Annotated in this window: 19 protein-coding genes and 2 pseudogenes; 17 read left to right on the top strand and 4 right to left on the bottom strand. The window is 58.6% G+C overall.

The annotated features are described in order from the left end of the window. The first annotated feature begins 244 nt into the window (after positions 1–244). Both D7X94_RS16530 and mnmA read left to right on the top strand, forming a co-directional pair. Complete coding sequence (locus D7X94_RS16530) at positions 245–1,744, top strand: phosphomannomutase/phosphoglucomutase (RefSeq protein ID WP_120428817.1); 1,500 nt, start codon at positions 245–247, stop codon at positions 1,742–1,744. Further along, positions 1,741–2,868, top strand: a complete 1,128-nt coding sequence (gene mnmA, locus D7X94_RS16525; protein ID WP_120428815.1) for a tRNA 2-thiouridine(34) synthase MnmA — start codon at positions 1,741–1,743, stop codon at positions 2,866–2,868. The genes D7X94_RS16530 and mnmA overlap by 4 nt, the downstream gene beginning before the upstream one ends. A gap of 48 nt (positions 2,869–2,916) precedes the next feature. On the opposite strand, the gene D7X94_RS16520 is transcribed toward mnmA, so the two are convergent. The 3 genes and pseudogenes from D7X94_RS16520 to D7X94_RS16510 all read right to left on the bottom strand — a co-directional run. Then, on the bottom strand, positions 2,917–3,291 hold the full coding sequence (locus D7X94_RS16520) for a hypothetical protein (RefSeq protein ID WP_120428813.1): 375 nt from the start codon (positions 3,289–3,291) through the stop codon (positions 2,917–2,919). A gap of 186 nt (positions 3,292–3,477) precedes the next feature. After that, positions 3,478–4,035: a hypothetical protein gene (locus tag D7X94_RS16515; RefSeq protein WP_120428811.1), complete on the bottom strand. Its 558-nt coding sequence runs from the start codon at positions 4,033–4,035 to the stop codon at positions 3,478–3,480. Between the two features lie 42 nt (positions 4,036–4,077). Continuing rightward, positions 4,078–4,335, bottom strand: a pseudogene (locus tag D7X94_RS16510) (hypothetical protein); the annotation flags it as partial. Between the two features lie 113 nt (positions 4,336–4,448). On the opposite strand from D7X94_RS16510, the gene D7X94_RS16505 reads away from it, so the two are divergent. The 15 genes from D7X94_RS16505 (at position 4,449) to D7X94_RS18820 (ending at position 17,908) form a co-directional block, all read left to right on the top strand. Then, a complete protein-coding gene (locus D7X94_RS16505) occupies positions 4,449–4,919 on the top strand; it encodes a metallophosphoesterase family protein (RefSeq protein WP_120428807.1) in 471 nt (156 codons plus the stop codon). Between the two features lie 12 nt (positions 4,920–4,931). Then, on the top strand, positions 4,932–5,363 hold the full coding sequence (locus tag D7X94_RS16500; protein WP_120428806.1) for a GNAT family N-acetyltransferase: 432 nt from the start codon (positions 4,932–4,934) through the stop codon (positions 5,361–5,363). A 179-nt stretch (positions 5,364–5,542) separates the two neighbouring features. Beyond that, the gene (locus D7X94_RS16495) at positions 5,543–6,505 is read left to right on the top strand and encodes a beta-ketoacyl-ACP synthase III (protein ID WP_120428804.1); all 963 of its coding nucleotides are present in this window, start codon (positions 5,543–5,545) and stop codon (positions 6,503–6,505) included. Between the two features lie 285 nt (positions 6,506–6,790). After that, positions 6,791–7,738 (top strand): nitronate monooxygenase, encoded by a 948-nt coding sequence (locus D7X94_RS16490; protein ID WP_120428802.1) that lies wholly within the window; start codon positions 6,791–6,793, stop codon positions 7,736–7,738. A gap of 314 nt (positions 7,739–8,052) precedes the next feature. After that, a complete protein-coding gene (locus tag D7X94_RS16485) occupies positions 8,053–8,268 on the top strand; it encodes a hypothetical protein (protein WP_120428795.1) in 216 nt (71 codons plus the stop codon). Beyond that, positions 8,261–9,178, top strand: coding sequence for an ACP S-malonyltransferase (locus tag D7X94_RS16480; RefSeq protein ID WP_120428794.1), 918 nt, complete (start codon positions 8,261–8,263; stop codon positions 9,176–9,178). The genes D7X94_RS16485 and D7X94_RS16480 overlap by 8 nt, the downstream gene beginning before the upstream one ends. A gap of 613 nt (positions 9,179–9,791) precedes the next feature. Continuing rightward, positions 9,792–10,529, top strand: coding sequence for a 3-oxoacyl-[acyl-carrier-protein] reductase (gene fabG, locus D7X94_RS16475; RefSeq protein ID WP_120428792.1), 738 nt, complete (start codon positions 9,792–9,794; stop codon positions 10,527–10,529). A 137-nt stretch (positions 10,530–10,666) separates the two neighbouring features. Beyond that, a complete protein-coding gene (gene fabF / locus D7X94_RS16470; protein ID WP_120428790.1) occupies positions 10,667–11,908 on the top strand; it encodes a beta-ketoacyl-ACP synthase II in 1,242 nt (413 codons plus the stop codon). Positions 11,909–12,501: 593 nt separating this feature from the next. Further along, the gene (accB, locus tag D7X94_RS16465; protein ID WP_120428788.1) at positions 12,502–12,930 is read left to right on the top strand and encodes an acetyl-CoA carboxylase biotin carboxyl carrier protein; all 429 of its coding nucleotides are present in this window, start codon (positions 12,502–12,504) and stop codon (positions 12,928–12,930) included. A gap of 22 nt (positions 12,931–12,952) precedes the next feature. Continuing rightward, a complete protein-coding gene (gene fabZ, locus D7X94_RS16460) occupies positions 12,953–13,369 on the top strand; it encodes a 3-hydroxyacyl-ACP dehydratase FabZ (protein WP_120428786.1) in 417 nt (138 codons plus the stop codon). A 25-nt stretch (positions 13,370–13,394) separates the two neighbouring features. Continuing rightward, positions 13,395–14,714 carry an acetyl-CoA carboxylase biotin carboxylase subunit gene (locus D7X94_RS16455; protein ID WP_120428784.1) on the top strand — a complete coding sequence of 440 codons (1,320 nt, stop codon included), beginning with the start codon at positions 13,395–13,397 and terminating at the stop codon, positions 14,712–14,714. A gap of 54 nt (positions 14,715–14,768) precedes the next feature. Continuing rightward, the gene (gene accD, locus D7X94_RS16450; RefSeq protein WP_199715156.1) at positions 14,769–15,647 is read left to right on the top strand and encodes an acetyl-CoA carboxylase, carboxyltransferase subunit beta; all 879 of its coding nucleotides are present in this window, start codon (positions 14,769–14,771) and stop codon (positions 15,645–15,647) included. Next, positions 15,644–16,405 (top strand): acetyl-CoA carboxylase carboxyltransferase subunit alpha, encoded by a 762-nt coding sequence (locus D7X94_RS16445; protein WP_120428782.1) that lies wholly within the window; start codon positions 15,644–15,646, stop codon positions 16,403–16,405. Before accD ends, D7X94_RS16445 begins: the two co-directional genes overlap by 4 nt. Before the next feature lie 30 nt (positions 16,406–16,435). Beyond that, complete coding sequence (locus D7X94_RS16440) at positions 16,436–16,933, top strand: GNAT family N-acetyltransferase (protein WP_120428781.1); 498 nt, start codon at positions 16,436–16,438, stop codon at positions 16,931–16,933. Positions 16,934–17,728: 795 nt separating this feature from the next. Beyond that, a complete protein-coding gene (locus D7X94_RS18820) occupies positions 17,729–17,908 on the top strand; it encodes a hypothetical protein (protein WP_199715154.1) in 180 nt (59 codons plus the stop codon). On the opposite strand, the pseudogene D7X94_RS19710 reads toward D7X94_RS18820, so the two are convergent. Next, a pseudogene (locus D7X94_RS19710) lies at positions 17,896–18,006 on the bottom strand (recombinase family protein); the annotation flags it as partial. The gene D7X94_RS18820 and the pseudogene D7X94_RS19710 overlap by 13 nt on opposite strands. Between the last annotated feature and the right edge of the window lie 95 nt (positions 18,007–18,101).

The raw sequence follows: 18,101 nt of genomic DNA, 5'->3' as shown, positions 1-18,101 counted from the left end.
AGCGGCAAGAGGAAACGGAGAGTTCATCTCGCCGTGCGAGATGAATCTCTTTTGCAACTGAGAAAAAAGTTCCCTAGTCCCGGAACCAGCTATAATATTCCGCTCCCATTATACCACAGCCCCGCAAGGGCGGTCAAGAGCGACGCGCGGGGCCGGAACATGAAGTTTTCCCGCGAAAGCGATTGATTCCGCTCCCTCTTTTTGGTACAATAGAAAAAATAAAACCACAAAAGGAGTTGGCAAGGTGGATTATCTCTCTTTGAAGAGCGGCACCGACGTGCGGGGCGCAGCCATCGAGACCCCCGGCGCGCCGGTGCAGCTTACGGACCGGGCCGTGGGGGACATTGCCTCGGCGTTTCTAGTCTGGTGCGAAAAGCGTCTCAATATTCCCACGAAGGACCTGACTGTGGCCGTGGGCCGGGACTCCCGGCTCTCCGGGCCCCGGATCGCCCAGGCGCTGAAGGAGGCCTTTCTGGCCCGGGGCGTGAAATGTTTCGACTGCGGCCTGGCCTCCACGCCTTCCATGTTTATGGCGGTGTTGGACCTGCCCTGCCACTGCGCCGTGCAGATCACCGCCAGCCACCACCCCTACCACCGCAACGGCCTGAAGTTCTTCACGGCGGACGGCGGTCTGGACGGCGGGGATATCGCGGAGATTCTGGAGCTGGCCGGGCAGGGGGCCTGTCCTCCCCCCATGGACGGCGGGTCCTGGGAGCCCGTGGACCACATGGCCCAGTACGCCGCCCATCTGCGCCGGATCATCCAGGAGGGGGTGAACGCCTCGGACTACCAGCATCCTCTGGCAGGGTTCAAGATCGCCGTGGACGCGGGCAACGGGGCCGGGGGCTTCTACGCCCGGGACGTGCTGGAGCCCTTGGGCGCGGACATCTCCGGCAGCCAGTTCCTGGAGCCGGACGGCAGGTTCCCCAACCATATCCCCAACCCGGAAGACCCGGAAGCCATGAATTCCATCTCTCAGGCGGTAACAGCCTCTGGGGCGGACCTGGGCCTCATCTTTGATACCGACGTGGACCGGGCCGCTGTGGTGGACTGCCAGGGGCGGGAGATCAACCGCAATCGGCTGGTGGCGGTTGCCTCGGCCATCGCTCTGGAAAATGCGCCCGGCGGCACGGTGGTCACCGACTCCATCACCTCGGACGGCCTCCACACATATATTAAGGAGGCTTTGGGCGGTGTGCACAGGCGTTTCCGCCGGGGCTATAAAAACGTCATCAACGAGGCCCTGCGGCTGAACGCCCAAGGGGTGGACTGCCCTCTGGCCATTGAGACCAGCGGCCATGCCGCCCTGCGGGAGAATCATTTCCTGGACGACGGCGCCTATCTGGTGACAAAGATCCTTATCAAGGTTGCGGCGCTCCGCCGGGAGGGCAGGGAACTGGAGGATCTTTTGGCTTCTCTGGAGGAGCCCGCCGAGGCCGCCGAAGTGCGCCTTCCTATTTTGGACCCGGATTTCCGCTGCCGGGGCGAAGGGGTGATCGCCGCCTTAGAGGCCTACGCCAAAGCCCAGGACTGGCAGATCGCCCCGGACAACTTCGAGGGCATCCGGGTGTCCTTCCCGGAGGGCCAAGGGCAGGGTTGGTTCCTGGTTCGGCTTTCCGTCCACGACCCCATCCTGCCGGTAAATATGGAGAGCGCGGTTCCCGGTGGTGTGGCCCTGATCCGGGAAAAACTCCAGGCCTTCTTCCAGGAGAACGGCCAGGGCCTGGATTGCTCCGCTCTATGAGCACCGGCATTTCCCCCTTTCAGAGGAAAGTTTTGGTGGCGATGAGCGGGGGAGTGGACTCCGCCGTAGCGGCTCTGCTGGTGAAAAGGCGGGGCTGTGAGGCAATAGGCGCCACGCTTAGGCTCTTTTCCGGGGAGGGGGCGGACGAAGCTGAAGAGTCTTTCCGGGGGGAAAAGGCCTGTTGCTCCCTGGAAAGCGTAGAGACCGCCAGAAACGCGGCCCGCCGCCTGGGGATCCCCTTCTATGTGTTCAACTTTGCTCCAGACTTCCACCGGGAGGTGATCGAGCGGTTTATCTCAGCCTATCAGCGGGGGGAAACCCCCAACCCCTGCATCGACTGCAACCGGTATGTGAAGCTGGGCAAGCTGTTCCGCCGGGCGGAGGAGATGGAATGCACCCACATATCCACCGGCCACTATGCCCGGGTGGAGTTCTCCCCTTCCACCGGCCGCTGGCTGCTGAAAAAAGGCCTGGACCAGGATAAGGACCAGAGCTACGTCCTCTATAACCTGACCCAGGCTCAGCTTTCCCGGCTGCTGCTTCCCTTGGGCGAACTCACCAAGCCCCAGGTGCGGGCTCTGGCGGAGGAGGCGGGCTTTGCCAATGCCCACCGGCCGGAGAGCCAGGACATCTGCTTTGTGCCCGACGGGAATTACGCCGGATTCATCCAGCGCTGTACCGGGATCCCCGCCAAGCCAGGGGATTTTACCGGTACCGGCGGGCAGGTCTATGGCCGGCACAAGGGGATTATCCACTACACGGTGGGCCAGCGGAAGGGCCTGGGGCTCTCCTTTCCCCAGCCCATGTATGTGTGCGCCATCGACCCGGAGAAGAACCAGGTGGTGCTGGGGGAGCACCGGGAGCTGTTTATGGACCGCCTCATCGCCCGGGACTTAAACCTGATTGCGGTGGAGAGTATTCCAAAGCCCAGGGAGCTCTCCGCAAAGATCCGCTACCGCCACAGGGAACAGCCCGCCATGGTAGTCCAGACTGGCCCGGACGAGTTAGAGGTGCGGTTCCACGAGCCCCAGCGGGCCATCACCAAGGGCCAGGCCGTGGTGCTCTACGATGGAGATATCGTGGTGGGCGGCGGGGTGATTGCCGAAAGCGGCGGTTTAAAGTGAGCCCAGGAGCACGATGATGACTTTCGGCAAGGCCCCCGCTGCCTTGGTCTACAGCAGCAAAAACAGCAGAGCGAACATGAGCTCGTTGTTTCCGCCCTCACCTCCCAAAAGCAGCAGAAGGGCCAAAAGCACTGTGCGCTCCCGGTCCTTGAAAAGCTCCTCCAGCAGGCTGGCGGGTGGGGACAGTTCCTGGACGCCGGGGGCCGGCTGCTGCTGTGCCGGCGGAAACGGTAATTCCTGCCGGACAGGTTCTTCTGGCGGCGCGGTCGGCAAAGGAGGCGGAGGCGCGGGAGCCGCCGGGGGCTCTCGGTTCTGACCCGGAGGCGGGGAAGTCCTGGGTCTGTTCTGCCGGGCGCGGGACTGCATCTCCCTGGCCCGCCGGGCCGCTTCCTCCTGCATCCGCTTCATATCCATATCCGGCATACTCCCGCTTCCTCCTTCCTGTTATCGCTCCCACCTATGGGGAAGCGCCGCCGACTTTGGTGCTTTTCGTAGTAAACGCGCTTTAAAAATCAGTATTTTGCGGTGTTCAAGGCGGGCTGCTCAGGAGGTATCTACCTCCCTGCCTGGTTCAGAAGGGGCCTTTTCCCTCTTTTGAACCGTGTTAAATTATAGCAGTCCTGGCAGACCGCCCATATCCCGCAGCAGGGGCAGCATCCGCATCAGATGCAGAATTTTTATGGCCTCATCGATTTTTCTCCGCTTGGCCTCGCTGAGCAAAGGCCGAAGAGCCCGGAGCAGCCGGGTGGAGTCGTCCTCCTGGTTGAGCTGGCCCAACAGCGGAGCCAGCTTTGCCGCCATAGCCAGGGCGTCCGCCCCCGGAACGCCCAGGGCGGTTCCCGGTTGGGCGGGCTGAGCGTTCTGGGACTGCCCCAGACTGCCCAGCGCCCCCAGGCCTCCCAATCCTCCCAGCGCGCCTAAGATACCGGAAAGGGCGGAGAGATCCGGCGCGCTCCCGCCGTTGGCAGCGCCGGATGGCGCGGCCTCTCCAGAAGCCGCTGGGGATGCCGCAGGAGGGGAAGCGCTCCCTCCCGGCGCCTGAGGGGAAGGGGCGGCGTTTCCCGTTCCCTGGCCCCCCAGCCCCAATGACTGGAGCATCGTTTGAAGCTGTTTCATGCTGTTAGGATCAGATAAAAGCTGGTTCAGCTGTTGATTCAAGTCGTCCAATGGACCCCGCCCCCTTCCTGCCGGAACCGCCTGGATTTCTGCCTATTTTCCGCCCTGCAACATTTTCAGCAGAGCTTGGGCCTGGGGACTGGAGAGCAGCTTTTTCGCCGCCTCCGGATCTGAGAGCACCTTTTGCATGGCCTCTCCCTCGCTCTGGTTGACGCCGTTCAAAACCTGGGCCAGGTTGCCGTTCTGCGCCGCTTTTTTCAGTGCCTCCGGCGTGGAACCCATCCGTTGGGCCGTTATTTTCAGCAGCGCTTCCAAGCGGCTGTTGTCCATTTGATTGCCATTGTTCATGTGAAACCCTCCCTTCCATTCAACCCATCATATGCAGGTCCCTCCCGGATGATTCCTCGTGGCCTTGGAACACCGGTTTTCTGCCGTTCTACACACTTGTTTTTAGGAGGAGATGTATGAGAATTTTAGTAACGTCCGATACTCACGGGGATTCCAGCAGCCTGCGCCGGGCCATTTTGGCCCAGCCGGAAGCGGAAATCGTCATCCATCTGGGAGACGGCGGGGACGATGTAGACTATGTGAGGCCGTCTTTCCCAGCGAAAACCTTTTTGCAGGTCCGGGGCAACTGCGACTGGGGTTCGGCCCTGCCCCCCACCGGCGAATATGAGACAGAGCAGGGAAAGCTCTTTTTTACCCACGGCCATCTGTTCGGGGTGAAGTCCGGGGACTATGAGATTCTTTCCGCCGCCAGGGACCGTAAAGCCCGGGTGGTGCTCTTCGGTCACACCCACCAGCCCAGGCAGGATTATGAGGACGGGCTTTACATCATGAATCCCGGCCGGCTCAGCGGATGGGAGCCTACCTATGGTACTATTGACCTCACGCCCCAAGGAATTGTGCTGAATATTGTGAAACTGCCTGGCTGAAAGGAGGATACCATGTATCGAGAAATGAAGATGGAGGACGTGGAAAGGGTGCTGCCCCTGTATATCGACTACTACAACACCCGCGAGGAGTGCCAGTGGACCCCGGGAACCGCCGGAAAGCGGATCCGGCAGGTGCTGGGCATGGACGGCGGCTACGGTCTGCTTCTGGAGGACGAACAGGGACCGGCAGATTTTGCCATGGGCTATTTCAAGCAATACGACGACCTAGTTTCCTTTATCTTGGAGGAAATTGTCATTGAGCGCGCCCGTCAGGGGAGTGGCCTGGGTTCCGCCCTGCTGGCGGAAGCCGAACGCCGGGTCCGGGAACAGGGCGCGGCGGGGATAGAGCTCAGCGCGGTCAACGGCCAGATGCACGAGCATTTTTATGCCAAGGCCGGATATGGGAACGCGAAGAACTTTGTGATGAAGGTAAAATGGTTTTAACCGACTGGCCGTGAGAGGCCAAAGCATGCCCTTTGGACACTTTTCAAGTTGTTCCAAACGATTGACAAATTCGGGAAAATCCTTTAAAATAAAAAGGTTATCACAGTACTCAGAGAAAAACGGCCCATTTCCCAAGGCAGTGCCCGCTTTTGCCTCTTTGGGCGGAGAGGAAGATTGGAATGAGTTTTACAATTCTCGGCACCGGCAGCTTTGTCCCCAGCCGGGTGGTGGACAACGAGGAGCTCTCCCGCATGGTGGAAACCTCGGACCAGTGGATTACCCAGCGGGTGGGCGTGAAGGAGCGCCATGTGTGCACCACGGAAACCGTCACGGACTTGGGGGTGGAGGCCGCCCGCCGGGCTCTGGACGCCGCCGGGGTCCGGCCGGAGGAGCTGGACCTGATCATCGCGGCCACCATCAGTGCGGACACCATCTCCCCGGGCCTGGGGGGCATGGTGCAGAACCGCCTGGGGGCCGCCTGCCCGGCCTTTGACATGAACGTGGCCTGCCCGGGCTTTCTCTTCGCCATGGACGTGGCGGCGGGGTTCTTTGCCCGGAAGGTCGTGAAAAAAGTGCTGGTGGTCAGCGCGGAGCGGATGAGCGGCCTCCTGGACTGGACCGACCGGTCCACCTGCTGCATCTTCGGCGACGGCGCGGGGGCGGCGGTGCTGGGGGAGGGAGACGGCTACCTCTCCAGCGAGCTGCACACCAAGGGCGGCGACGACATCATCAGCATTCCCACCGCCTGGGACAACTCCCCCTTCTATGAGCTGGAGCGGGGCAAGAGCTGCGTCCACATGAAGGGCCAGGACACCTATAAGTTCGCGGTGACCTCCATGGTGGCGGACATCCGCTCCGTGATGGAGAAGGCCGGGATCACCGGGGAGCAGGTGAAGGCCGTGATTCCCCATCAGGCCAATCTGCGGATCATCGCCGAGGCACGCCGCCGCCTGCCGGAGATTCCGGCGGACCGGTTCCTCACCAATATTGAGAAATACGGCAACACCTCCTCCGCCAGCGAGCCCATTCTGCTGGACGAGGCGGTCCGGTCCGGGTTGATCTCTTCGGGGGACTATGTGGTGCTGGCCGCCTTTGGGGGCGGGCTCTCCAGCGCGGCCTGCGTGATAAAATGGAAAGACTGAGAAGCCGTACTGGACTTCAAAAACAATGTATAGCTTGTGAGATGGTAAATTGCGCGGTCCAGGGGCGGAAAACTTGGACGTGCCAAGTTTGGCCCCTGGTGGGGCTTGGGGATGACAATCGCAGGGGGTGAGCATTCTGCAGGATACTTGGCAAAGCCAAGTATTGCAGACAAGCCGCAAACCGACCGAGCCGAGAGGCGAGACCGCTTCTTTGCCCCCGAAGGCCCCCAAATATTCATAAAAATTTCGGAGGAAAATTCTAATCTATGGTAAGGGAGCAGCGCTATGATCAAGACACCTTTATGCGATCTTCTGGGGATTGAATACCCCATCTTCCAGGGCGGCATGGCCTGGATCTCCGATGGAAAGCTGGCCGCTGCGGTCTCCAACGGCGGGGGCCTGGGGATCATCTCCGCCATGAACGCCAACGCGGAATATCTCAAGGAGCAGATCGACCTCTGCCGCTCCCTGACGGACCGGCCCTTCGGGGTGAATATCATGCTCATGTCCCCCTTCGCCGGGGAGGTGGCGGAGCTGGCGGCCCAGGAGCGCGTGGCGGTGGTGACCACCGGCGCAGGCAACCCGTCGAAATTCATGCCCATGTGGCGGGAGGCCGGGATCAAGGTGATCCCCGTGGTGGCCTCCGTGAGCATGGCCCGGCTGGTGGAAAAGGCCGGGGCCTCCGCCGTCATCGCGGAGGGAGGCGAGTCCGGCGGGCATGTGGGGGAGCTGACCACCATGGTGCTGGTCCCCCAGGTCCGGGACGCGGTGGGCATCCCCGTGCTGGCGGCGGGGGGCATCGGCGACGGCCGGGGCATCGCGGCGGCTTTCCAGCTGGGGGCCGTGGGGGTCCAGGTGGGCACCCGGTTCCTGGTAGCCCACGAGTGCGGCGTACACCCCAACTACAAGAAAAAGGTGCTCAAGGCCAACGACATCGCCACAATGACCACCGGCAAACGCCTGGGGCACCCGGTGCGGCAGATCAAGAACCAGTTCGCGAAGGACTTCCTCAAGGCTGAATACAACAGCCAGATCTCCGACGAGGAGTTGGAGGCCATGGGCCGGGGGGCGCTTTACCGGGCCGCTGTGGAGGGAGACGAGAAAACCGGCGACTTCCTGGCCGGGCAGATCGCGGGCATGGTGAACAAGGAGCAGCCCGCCGCAGAGATCATCCGGGAGATGTTCCAGGAGGCGGAGGAAGTGCTGAAAACCGCCGGCCAGTGGCTGTTGTAGGAGCGTGTTGATGGCCTCCGGCGGGGAGGGGCTTTGCCCCCTCCACCCCCACCACCTTTGAAAAGGTGGACGAAACTTTTACCCTGGTTAGCTTGGAATGCTACAGTGAACAACATCGACCGGTCCAGCTGGTCAAAACTTGGCAGCGCCAAGTTTGCAGCTGGCCGTCGTGTGGGGGTGAGCGTCTGCCGGTGGCAGACAAGCTGCGAACCGACCGAGGCGGTAGCCGAGACTCGCGAAACCCCACGACCTTGCCGAAGGCTACTCCGTATTACTCTCAGAAAGTACACTCTAGACAAAAAGGAGGCCCCAAAATGGATGCTTTAGTCTCTCTCGTCATCTATCTGATCGGCCTGGTGATTTTCTGCGCCGTTCTCTACGCCATCATCAGGTCCGCCGTGGCCCAGGCCATCAAGGACACTCTGTGGCATCTGGAGGTGGGCACGCGCAACGCCATGAAGAGCGGCATCCAGGAGGCTCTCGCGGAATTGGAAAAGAATAAAACGGAAACGGAGAAAAAGAATGGGTAAAATCGCGTTCGTATTCTCGGGCCAGGGGGCCCAGTATCCCGGCATGGGCCAGTCTCTGGCCGGGTGCAGCCCCGCCGCTCGGGCCGTGTTCGAGCTGGCCGACCGGCTGCGTCCGGGCACCTCGGCCCAGTGCTTTGAGGGGACGGCGGAGGAGCTCTCCCTCACCAAAAACACCCAGCCCTGCCTCTACTGCGTGGATCTGGCCGCCGCCCGGGCCCTGGAGGAGCGGGGCGTCCAGGCGGATTTCGCCGCCGGATTCTCCCTGGGGGAGGCCGCTGCTGCCGCTTTCGCGGGGATCTTCTCCCCGGAGGACGGGTTCGATTTCGTCTGTAAGCGGGCGGAGGCCATGCAGCGGGCGGCGGAGGCCCATCCGGGAAGCATGGCGGCTGTGCTGAAACTCCCCAATGAGAAAGTGGAGGAGCTCTGCGCGGGATTCTCTCAGGTGTGGCCGGTGAACTACAACTGCCCCGGCCAGTTGGTTGTGGCAGGCGAGCCGGAGCAGCTGAAGGCTTTTCTGGAGAAGGTGAAGGAGGCCGGAGGCCGGGCCGCACCCCTGGCGGTGAGCGGCGGCTTCCACTCTCCCTTTATGGAGGACGCCGCCGGGGAGCTGGAGGGCGTTCTGGCCAGGATGGAGCTCGCTCCGCCCCGGCTGCCGGTATACGCCAATTTCACCGCCCGGCCCTATGGGGAGGACGCCCGGTCCCTGCTGGTGAACCAGGTGAAGAGCCCCGTGCGCTGGCAGGAGACCCTGGAGGCTCTGACGGCGGCGGGCGTGGACACCTTCCTGGAGTGCGGCCCGGGCAAGACCTTGTGCGGCCTCGTCAAAAAGACGGTGAAAACCGCCCGTGTGTTCCAGGTCCAGGACGAAGAGACGCTGAACGCGGCTCTGGAGGCTCTGGGCGCGCGGTAGGGATGTTTTTATTTGTGGTGAGGGGGCTTACTCCCCGGCGTGGCTGGTTCGCAGCCGCTGGCGTACGCCCACCCCTTGGCGAGGCGCACGAGGTGCGTGCCGGGGGCGGCTCCGGTCAGGATGGCTGGGAGTGTTCCCAGGGGTGCTTTTTATTCAGTTGCAAAAGAGTTTCATCTCGTTACACGAGATGAACTCTCCGCACCCCTCTTGCAAGAGTTTTGCTTTGCAAAACTCGGATAGTTAACCGAGCGCAGCGAGTGTTAACCTATTATTCACCACCTGCAAAAATTGCGCTTCTTAGGAGTAAAGGGAGTAAAGGTCAAGAGAAAGACCTTGAGGGCGTTGGGTCTCAGCTGTCGCTTCGGTCGGTTCGTAGCTTGTCTGCCCCTGGCAGACACTCACCCCTCAAACTCCCACGAGCTTTTGAAAAAGCTCGAGCAAAACTTTTACGTTGGTTAGCTGAGCTAAAACCTGTAAAACGTTCACGACGAATGAAATGAGGAGTGGGTAAAAGTTTCGTAGACTTCGTTCTACGAAGTCTTACCTTTCTCAAAGGTTGCGGAGGTTTGGAGGCAGAGCCTCCAAGGTCTTAAGGAAAGAGAGGAGATCTGTTATGAAGCTGGAAGGAAAAGTCGCGCTGGTGACTGGGGGTTCCCAGGGCTTGGGAAAGGCCATTGCCCTGAAGCTGGCTGAAAACGGCGCGGATATCGCCATCGCCTATGTAGGGCCCGAAGAGCCCGCCCTGTCCACCGCTCAGGAGATCGAGGTCCTGGGACGCCGGGTGAAGCTCTATGTCTGCGACGTGCGGGATGAAACCGCCTGTAACGACACCGTAGCCGCTGTGGGCAAGGACCTGGGTAAGGTGGACATCCTGGTAAACAACGCCGGCGTCACCCGGGACGGCCTCATGGTCAGCATGAAGGACGAGGACTACAACATGGTGCTGGACATCAACCTCAAGGGCGCGTTCCACATGATCCGCGCCTGCTACCGGGATTTCATGCGCCGTCGCTCCGGCAAGATCATCAACATCAGCTCCATCGCCGGGCTGGTGGGAAACGCCGGCCAGGTGAACTATTCCGCTTCTAAAGCCGGGCTGATCGGCATGTCCAAGTCCGTTGCCAAGGAGCTGGGCAGCCGGGGCATCTGCTGCAACTGCATCGCCCCCGGCTTTATTGCTACAGATATGACCAAGAACATCAAAGAAGATAACCCGCTTTTGCTCCAGGTGCCCATGAAGAGAATGGGCTCTCCCGAGGACGTGGCCAACGCCGCCCTGTTCCTGGCCTCCCCCGAGTCCGACTATATTACCGGCGAAACCCTGCGGGTAGATGGCGGCCTTGCTACGTGATATAAAAAAATATTTAATCCGATTTCAAAAACTAGATTTTGTGGTATTGCAATTTGAGACAAAAAGAGTTACAATATAGCAGGGCCGCTTTGCCGCCAGTCTTTTCAGTGTTCTGCGGCCTTAGGAAGGGATGAGTTTTGTTGAACCGAGTTGTGATTACCGGCATGGGCGCCATAACGCCTATTGGCAACGATTTGAACAGCTTTTGGCAGGGGCTGATCTCCGGCAAGGGAGGCATCGGCCCGATCACCAGATTCGACACCACGGATTATAAGGTGAAGGTGGCGGCGGAGGTCAAGGACTTCGACCCCCTGCTGCATATGGATAAATCCGACCTACGGAAATACGACCTCTTCTGCCAGTATGCTCTGGCCGCAGCCGCTCAGGCAGTGGAGGCCAGCGGCATCAAGGGAACCCTGTCGCCGGAGGAAATCGGCGTATATTTTGGGTCTGGCATTGGCGGCATCGGAACCTTTGAAGAGCAGCAGAAGGCTCTGCTGGAAAAGGGTCCCCGGCGGGTGTCTCCGTTTTTTATCCCGGCACTGATTATCAATATGGCTGGGGGTCTGATCGCCATCAAGCATAACTTTCAGGGTGCGGCGGTTTCTTCGGTAACAGCCTGCGCTACCAGCAACAATGCCATTGGCGAGGCCTACCGGGCGATCAAGCACGGCTATCTTTCCGCCGTATTGGCAGGCGGCGCGGAAGCAGCCATTGTGCCTTTGGGGCTGGCCGGCTTCTCCAATATGAAAGCCCTCTCCACCACAGAGGATCCTACCTGTGCCTGCGTCCCCTTCGACGCCCGCCGGAACGGTTTTGTCATGGGTGAGGGCGCCGGCGCTCTGATGCTGGAGGAATATGAACACGCCAAGGCCCGGGGCGCCGTTATTTATGCGGAAGTCTGCGGATATGGGGCTGCCTGCGACGCCCACCATATTACCGCCCCAGACCCAGAGGGCAAGGGAGGCGCCAGAGCCCTCCGGCTGGCCTATGAGGAGGCGGGCGGTTGTCAGCGGCCAGACCGGATCTACATCAATGCCCATGGCACCAGCACCCCCTTGAATGATGCCTGTGAAACGCTGGCAATCAAAAAGGGGCTGGGCGAGGAGGTCGCCAGAGCCTGTATGGTCAGCTCTACCAAGTCTATGACCGGCCATATGCTGGGGGCCGCAGGGGCTGTAGAGGCAATTGCCTGCGCCATGACCCTGCGGGAGGGAATTGTTCCCCCCACCATTGGCTATCAGGAACCTGACCTGGCCTGCGACCTGGATTATGTGCCCAATCTGGCCAGAGAGGCGGACATTGAGCTGGCGCTATCAGCATCATTGGGCTTCGGTGGGCATAACGCCTATCTGGCTTTCCGGAAGTGTGAGGGGTAAGGCAGCAAGACGCACTATACTTTTTGATAGTTTTATATGGGTGCGTGAGTGTGCGCGATGGCACGGAGGAGCGCACAGGGCTAGGCGTGAAAGTTGGCTTTCTGCTTGCGCCCAGAGCTGGCTGGTTCGGGGATTAGGAAACTTTTTTCTCAGTTGCAAAAGAGATTCATCTCGCACGGCGAGATGAACTCTCCGTTTCCTCTTGGCACTACGTGCCAATTCACCTTCAAAAAATGCGCTTCTTAGGTGTTAAGGTCAAGGGCAGGACCGTGGGGCTCCGCGAGTCTCGGCTACCGCCTCGGTCGGTTCGCAGCTTGTCTGCCACCGGCAGACGCTCACCCCCACACGACGGCCAGCTGCAAACTTGGCGCTGCCAAGTTTTGACCAGCTGGACCGGTCAAAGCTAACCAGGGTAAAAGTTTTGTCCACTTTTTCAAAAGTGGCGGGGTACTTAGGGGCGGAGCCCCTAAGCGCCGTAGCCGAGTTCTTTGCGGCGAAGGCCACACCGTATTACTCTAGATAAAGTATACTTTCTGATAGCTCAACCCATACCATCCCAACGTTATAGTCTCTTAAGAGAGGAACGTGATTCTATGGATATAAAATCGATTGAAACCTTGGCGAAATTGATGAAGGAGACGGGCTTAACCGCCCTGGAGCTATCCCAGGAGGGCGTCAGCCTGAAGCTGGAGCGCCAGACCGGGTTGAATCCAGCGGCGCCCGCTCCAGCGGTTGCGTCTCCTTTTGCCACTGCCCCTGTGGAGCCGGAGCCAGCGCCCCAAAAAGGCGCGTTGGTGCTTTCACCTACTGTGGGAGTGTTTTACGCCGCCGCCTCGCCTGAAAGCGAGCCCTTTGTAGACGTGGGAAGCAAGGTGAGCCGGGGGGATACTCTTTGCATCATTGAGGCGATGAAGCTGATGAATGAGATTCCCTCAGAGGTAGACGGCACGGTAGTAGAAGTTTGCGTGAGCAACGGACAGGTGGTGGAGTATAATCAGCCCCTGTTCCGTATTGCGCCCTAAGGAATTCCAGGAGGAGGACATCATGAACAGAGATGAAATCAAATCCATCCTTCCCCACAGAGAACCTATGCTTCTGGTAGACGAGGTAGAGCTGGTAGACGGCAAGTCCCGGGGAAGATATCGGGTGCGGGGCGACGAGTTCTTTTTGCAGGGACATTTCCCGGGGAATCCCGTGGTTCCCGGCGTTATACAGTGTGAAATGCTGGCCCAGTCCGCCTGTGTGCTGCTTATTGGCAAGGCGGAGGGGATGACCCCTCTTTATACCGGGCTGAACAATGTGAAATTCCGGGGACAGGTCAAACCCGGGGATGTATTTGAGACGGAATGTGAAATCACCCGCAGCCGGGGAAACTTTTACTTTGCAAAAGGCACCGGCAGCGTAGACGGCAAGCTCTGCGTGACGGCGGAATTTTCCTTCGCCCTGGTGAAGGCGGAGTAAGAGCAAAACCGAAGGGGTGGGCAGAATGTTCACAAAAATTTTAATTGCCAACCGGGGGGAAATTGCCATCCGCATCATCCGCGCCTGTAAGGAGATGGGCATTTCTACAGTAGCCATCTATTCCCAGGCGGACAAGGAATCCTTGCATACGGCGCTGGCAGACCAGGCGGTATGCGTAGGAGGGGCTCGGGCGGAGGACAGCTATCTCAATGCCCGCAGGGTGGTCAGCGCGGCTCTGGCCACAGGAGCCCAGGCGATTCATCCAGGCTATGGATTCCTGTCGGAGAATGCGGAATTTGCCGGGCTCTGCCGCCAGCATGGCCTGACTTTTATCGGACCCAGCGGAGAGGTTATCTCCAAAATGGGGGATAAGGAGGCTGCCCGCCGGCTGATGAGGGAAAACGGCGTGCCCACCACACCAGGCACCGATATCCTGCCTGACATCGCCAGCGCCAAAGCTGCCGCCCAGGCTCTAGGGTATCCGGTGATGATTAAGGCCAGCGCGGGCGGCGGGGGCAAGGGGATCCGTCTGGTAGATCACCCGGAAGATCTGGAGCGGGCTTTTCAGACCGCTTCTTCCGAAGCGGAGAAATCCTTTGGGGACGGCCGGGTCTATATGGAAAAGTATTTGAATCCGGTGAAACACATAGAGGTTCAGCTGCTGGCAGACCAGAATGGAAACACTGTCTGCCTGGGAGAGCGGGAATGTTCTATCCAAAAGAACAACCAGAAGCTCATTGAGGAGTCCCCCTCCCCGGGGGTGGCGCCAGCCGTTCGAAAAAAGCTGATAGAAGCCGCCGCCAAAGCCGCCAAAGCCGCCAACTACGTGAACGCTGGCACAGTAGAATTCCTCATGGACGCGGCCGGACAGTTCTATTTTATGGAGATGAATACCCGCCTGCAAGTGGAGCATCCCGTCACTGAGCTGGTCACCGGGATCGACATTGTAAAATGGCAGATCCGGATTGCCGCCGGGGTGCCTCTGGACTTTACCCAGGAGGACATCCAGATTCAGGGCGCTGCCATTGAATGCCGGATCAATGCCACCAACGCGGGGAAAATCCAGTTTTTCCACCCGCCGGGGGGGCCCTGGGTACGGTTTGACACCTACCTGTATCAGGGCTATGATATCACGCCTTACTACGACTCTATGCTGGGAAAATTAATTGTCTATTCCTCTACCAGGGAGGAGGCCATCCGCAAGATGCAGTCCGCCCTGTGCGAGCTGATTGTGGACGGGGTTTCCAATAATATTGAGGACCAAATCGAAATCGTCCGAGACAGGCGGTTCCGGGCCGGGGAGTATTTCACCGACTTCATGAAGTTCTTCCACTCCAGGCAATAGACAGGGCAAAAGCCTTAGAATTTCCAATCCCCAGGGAAGGAGAGCATATACCATATGAATTTGATGGGACTGTTCCGCTCGCCGCAGAATGAGCTGGAAAAGGGCGGCAAGGAGGCTGAGGACGCCGGAATCCACAGCGCGTGCCCTCGCTGCGGCGTGCAGCTGCCTTTAAGCGATTTACAGGAGAACATGAACGTCTGCACAGCCTGTGGATACCATTTCCGGGTAGGACCCAGGGAGCGCATTGCCTATATTGCAGACGAGGGCAGCTTTGAAGAGCTGGACGGCGATCTTCTCAGCCGGGACCTTCTGGATTTCCCCGGCTATGATCAAAAGCTGCGCAATGCGAAGCTCTCCTCCCGGGAAAAGGATGCGGTAGTCTGCGGCACTGCCACAATTTCCGGCCAACCCTGCGCCCTGTTTGTGATGGACCCCAATTTTATGATGGGCAGCATGGGTACTGTGGTGGGAGAGAAGATCACCCGGCTCTTTGAGATTGCCACTGAGCTGGGGGCTCCGGTGGTGGGATTCACTGTTTCCGGAGGCGCCAGAATGCAGGAAGGTATTCTTTCTTTGATGCAAATGGCGAAAACCAGCGCGGCCGTCCGGCGGCACAGCGCTGCGGGCCTCTTTTATCTTACGGTGCTCACTGACCCCACCCTCGGCGGCGTGACTGCCAGCTTTGCCATGGACGGGGATATTATTATGGCCGAGCCAGGGGCAACCATCGGTTTTGCCGGCGCGCGGGTAATTGAGCAGACCATCCGCAAAAAACTGCCACAGGGCTTCCAAACAGCGGAATTTCTTCTGGAACATGGCTTTGTGGACCTGATCGTCCCCCGTGCCCAGCAGAAGGAAGTGATTACGCAGCTGCTGCGGGTGCATGTCCCAGGCAGTATGATATTTGACGAGGCAGGGGGCGAAATGCTATGAGCGCATATGACAAGATCTTATCGGCTCGGTCCAAGGGTCGGCCTACGGGAGTTTCTTATATTGAGAATATTTTCGAGCACTTTATAGAACTCCACGGCGACAGGCGTTTTGCCGACGATCCTGCGGTAGTGGGCGGACTGGCGATTCTGGAGAATAATCCAGTGACAGTGATTGCCATTGAAAAGGGAACAGACACCAAAGAGCGCCTCCGGCGGAACTTCGGAATGCCCAACCCGGAGGGGTATCGGAAGGCTTTGCGTCTGATGAAACAGGCGGAAAAATTCCACCGGCCGGTGGTTTGCTTTGTGGATACTTCTGGGGCTTACTGCGGCCTTGGAGCAGAGGAACGGGGCCAGGGCCAGGCTATTGCGGAAAACCTGATGGAACTGTCCTCCTTGCGCACGCCGGTGGTTGCTATTCTCATTGGAGAAGGGGGTAGTGGTGGCGCTCTGGCGCTGGCCTTGGCAGACCAGGTCTGGATTCTGGAGAACGCGGTCTACTCGGTGATCTCTCCTGAAGGCTGCGCCAGTATTTTATGGAAGGACGCCAAGCGGGTGAAAGACGCTGCAGAGTGCTTGCGCCTTACCGCTCAGGATATGCGGGAACTGGGAGTTGTGGAGCAGGTGATTGCTGAGGAAGATTTTGACCAGGCTTATGAGGACATTAAAAGCCGTTTGGCGGATCTGCTGCCCCAGCTTTCGGCTACGCCCATTGACGAGTTACTGCGCGCCCGATACCAGCGGTTCCGGAAATTTTAGCATCTCCGGTAGCACTTTTAGGAGGGCCTCATGAATGTTTCCCAAATAAGGGCAATCGGTTTAGAAGATATTTCCCTGTGCGTCAGTGTGATCTGGGAGAGCTTTTCTACTGTGGCAAAGGAATTGGGGTTGACCGCTCAAAACGCTCCCCGATTTACGGCTTTTGCAGTTACTGAGGAACGGCTTCGCCGACAGCTGTTGCAGGAGAAAAGGCCTATGTATGGCTTCTTTCAGGACGGCGCATTGGCCGGGTTTTACTCTCTTTTTCTCCAGGAGGAAGGCTGTTCTTGTGAGCTGAACAATTTATGCGTGCTTCCAGCCCGCCGGCATCAGCGAGTAGGGGAGGAACTTCTGGCCCATTCCCTGGAAACCGCGAAAAGGCTGGGATATAAGAAGATGCATTTGGGCATCGTGGAGGAAAATCAGATTCTGCGCCGTTGGTATGAAGCCCATGGTTTCCGCCACACGGATACAAAGAGATTTGACTTCTTTCCCTTCACCTGCGGATACATTGAAAGGTGCCTTTAGCTTATTTGGGCGTTGATTCCCGGAGACTGGTATGTATGCAACCGAATCCGTCCTTATGTAGGTAGCAACGGTCTGCCGCCCCTATACACAAAAAGACCAGCAGTTTTCCTTCGCTGGTTCTCTTGCCTTACATGATTATGTTGTTATGGAGGGTTCAGTTCCTGCCGGAAAAACAGAGCAACCTTTTGGCATAGACGCTTTTGCACTTTTCAAATCTAGGCTTTTAAGCGAATATCTTTTTTATATTCGCAGGATGGCGCGAATGCTCTTACAGCGTTTTTTGAAGAAATCCAGTCATATTAACGGTTTGCGGGCCATCACGCAGCGATATTTACCCCTAAAAACTGAATAGCAACAGTCATTTTAGCGGGCGTTTCCTAATTTAGAGCGCCCTTTTTTCATGCTCGGAGGGGATAAGGTTTGAGTGCGAAACTTGACACCGCTCAAAAGAAGAACACCGACGAAACCATGCCCTCACAGACGGGTGAGACAATCGTACAAATCTTTTTGGACGAACTATTCCCGCTATGCGGCCATACCCTGTGTAGTCCGCAATGTGGACTACGACACTGCTGTTATCCTCATGGTAGATTCCAATGTCCAGCGCGAGAAAGCAAAGGCCATCAAAATGAAGTACGAGGCTATCAAGCGGCAGGGCGCGCGGACAGATTCAACTTCGCCGAAAATTTCGGCGAAGTTACGCAGTGATGATGAATCGGCAGACAGATGGGCATGAGCGGCGATACCGTCCGTAACTACATGGTTCTGACCGACCTTGTGCTGGAGCTGATGTAGATGGTGGACGATAAAAAAATCGCCCTCACCCCGGCCTATCAGATCGCCACGCTCACGCAGGACGAGCAGCACTACCGCCATTTTTGTCGTATGCTGGCCGAGATGGACTATGGCAAGGGCCGGAACACACCCCAGCTTTATGCCACACTTTTTCTCCTGACCGCCAATGAGAGTATCTGACTTTTCTTATCCTTAAAGTGCTTGCGTGTCTTGAAGTTGACAGTATGCCCCAGGTATTCCCGCCGTTTGAGAACGTTCACCACAGTAGAGGTAGACCACACACGGTGTAAAAACCGCAAGTCGGCACTGTAAAGCAAAAATGAAAAGAAAGGACCCGAAAATCAGCGAAAAACTCTACGCAACGAGGAAAAGC

This window comes from Acutalibacter sp. 1XD8-33 (genome assembly GCF_003612555.1).
In the GTDB taxonomy this organism is placed as follows: domain Bacteria; phylum Bacillota; class Clostridia; order Oscillospirales; family Acutalibacteraceae; genus Acutalibacter.
The sequence above is the reverse complement of the archived record's forward strand: the minus strand, read 5'-3'. Positions and strand labels throughout refer to the sequence as shown.

Bases quoted from the DNA above. Each gene is read 5' to 3' on its own strand.
- mnmA (WP_120428815.1), top strand. From the start codon at position 1,741: ATGAGCACCGGCATTTCCCCCTTTCAGAGGAAAGTTTTGGTGGCGATG.
- D7X94_RS16520 (WP_120428813.1), bottom strand. From the start codon at position 3,291: ATGCCGGATATGGATATGAAGCGGATGCAGGAGGAAGCGGCCCGGCGG.
- D7X94_RS16505 (WP_120428807.1), top strand. From the start codon at position 4,449: ATGAGAATTTTAGTAACGTCCGATACTCACGGGGATTCCAGCAGCCTG.
- D7X94_RS16500 (WP_120428806.1), top strand. From the start codon at position 4,932: ATGTATCGAGAAATGAAGATGGAGGACGTGGAAAGGGTGCTGCCCCTG.
- D7X94_RS16495 (WP_120428804.1), top strand. From the start codon at position 5,543: ATGAGTTTTACAATTCTCGGCACCGGCAGCTTTGTCCCCAGCCGGGTG.
- D7X94_RS16490 (WP_120428802.1), top strand. From the start codon at position 6,791: ATGATCAAGACACCTTTATGCGATCTTCTGGGGATTGAATACCCCATC.
- D7X94_RS16485 (WP_120428795.1), top strand. From the start codon at position 8,053: ATGGATGCTTTAGTCTCTCTCGTCATCTATCTGATCGGCCTGGTGATT.
- D7X94_RS16480 (WP_120428794.1), top strand. From the start codon at position 8,261: ATGGGTAAAATCGCGTTCGTATTCTCGGGCCAGGGGGCCCAGTATCCC.
- fabG (WP_120428792.1), top strand. From the start codon at position 9,792: ATGAAGCTGGAAGGAAAAGTCGCGCTGGTGACTGGGGGTTCCCAGGGC.
- accB (WP_120428788.1), top strand. From the start codon at position 12,502: ATGGATATAAAATCGATTGAAACCTTGGCGAAATTGATGAAGGAGACG.
- fabZ (WP_120428786.1), top strand. From the start codon at position 12,953: ATGAACAGAGATGAAATCAAATCCATCCTTCCCCACAGAGAACCTATG.
- D7X94_RS16455 (WP_120428784.1), top strand. From the start codon at position 13,395: ATGTTCACAAAAATTTTAATTGCCAACCGGGGGGAAATTGCCATCCGC.
- accD (WP_199715156.1), top strand. From the start codon at position 14,769: ATGAATTTGATGGGACTGTTCCGCTCGCCGCAGAATGAGCTGGAAAAG.
- D7X94_RS16445 (WP_120428782.1), top strand. From the start codon at position 15,644: ATGAGCGCATATGACAAGATCTTATCGGCTCGGTCCAAGGGTCGGCCT.
- D7X94_RS16440 (WP_120428781.1), top strand. From the start codon at position 16,436: ATGAATGTTTCCCAAATAAGGGCAATCGGTTTAGAAGATATTTCCCTG.
- D7X94_RS18820 (WP_199715154.1), top strand. From the start codon at position 17,729: ATGGTGGACGATAAAAAAATCGCCCTCACCCCGGCCTATCAGATCGCC.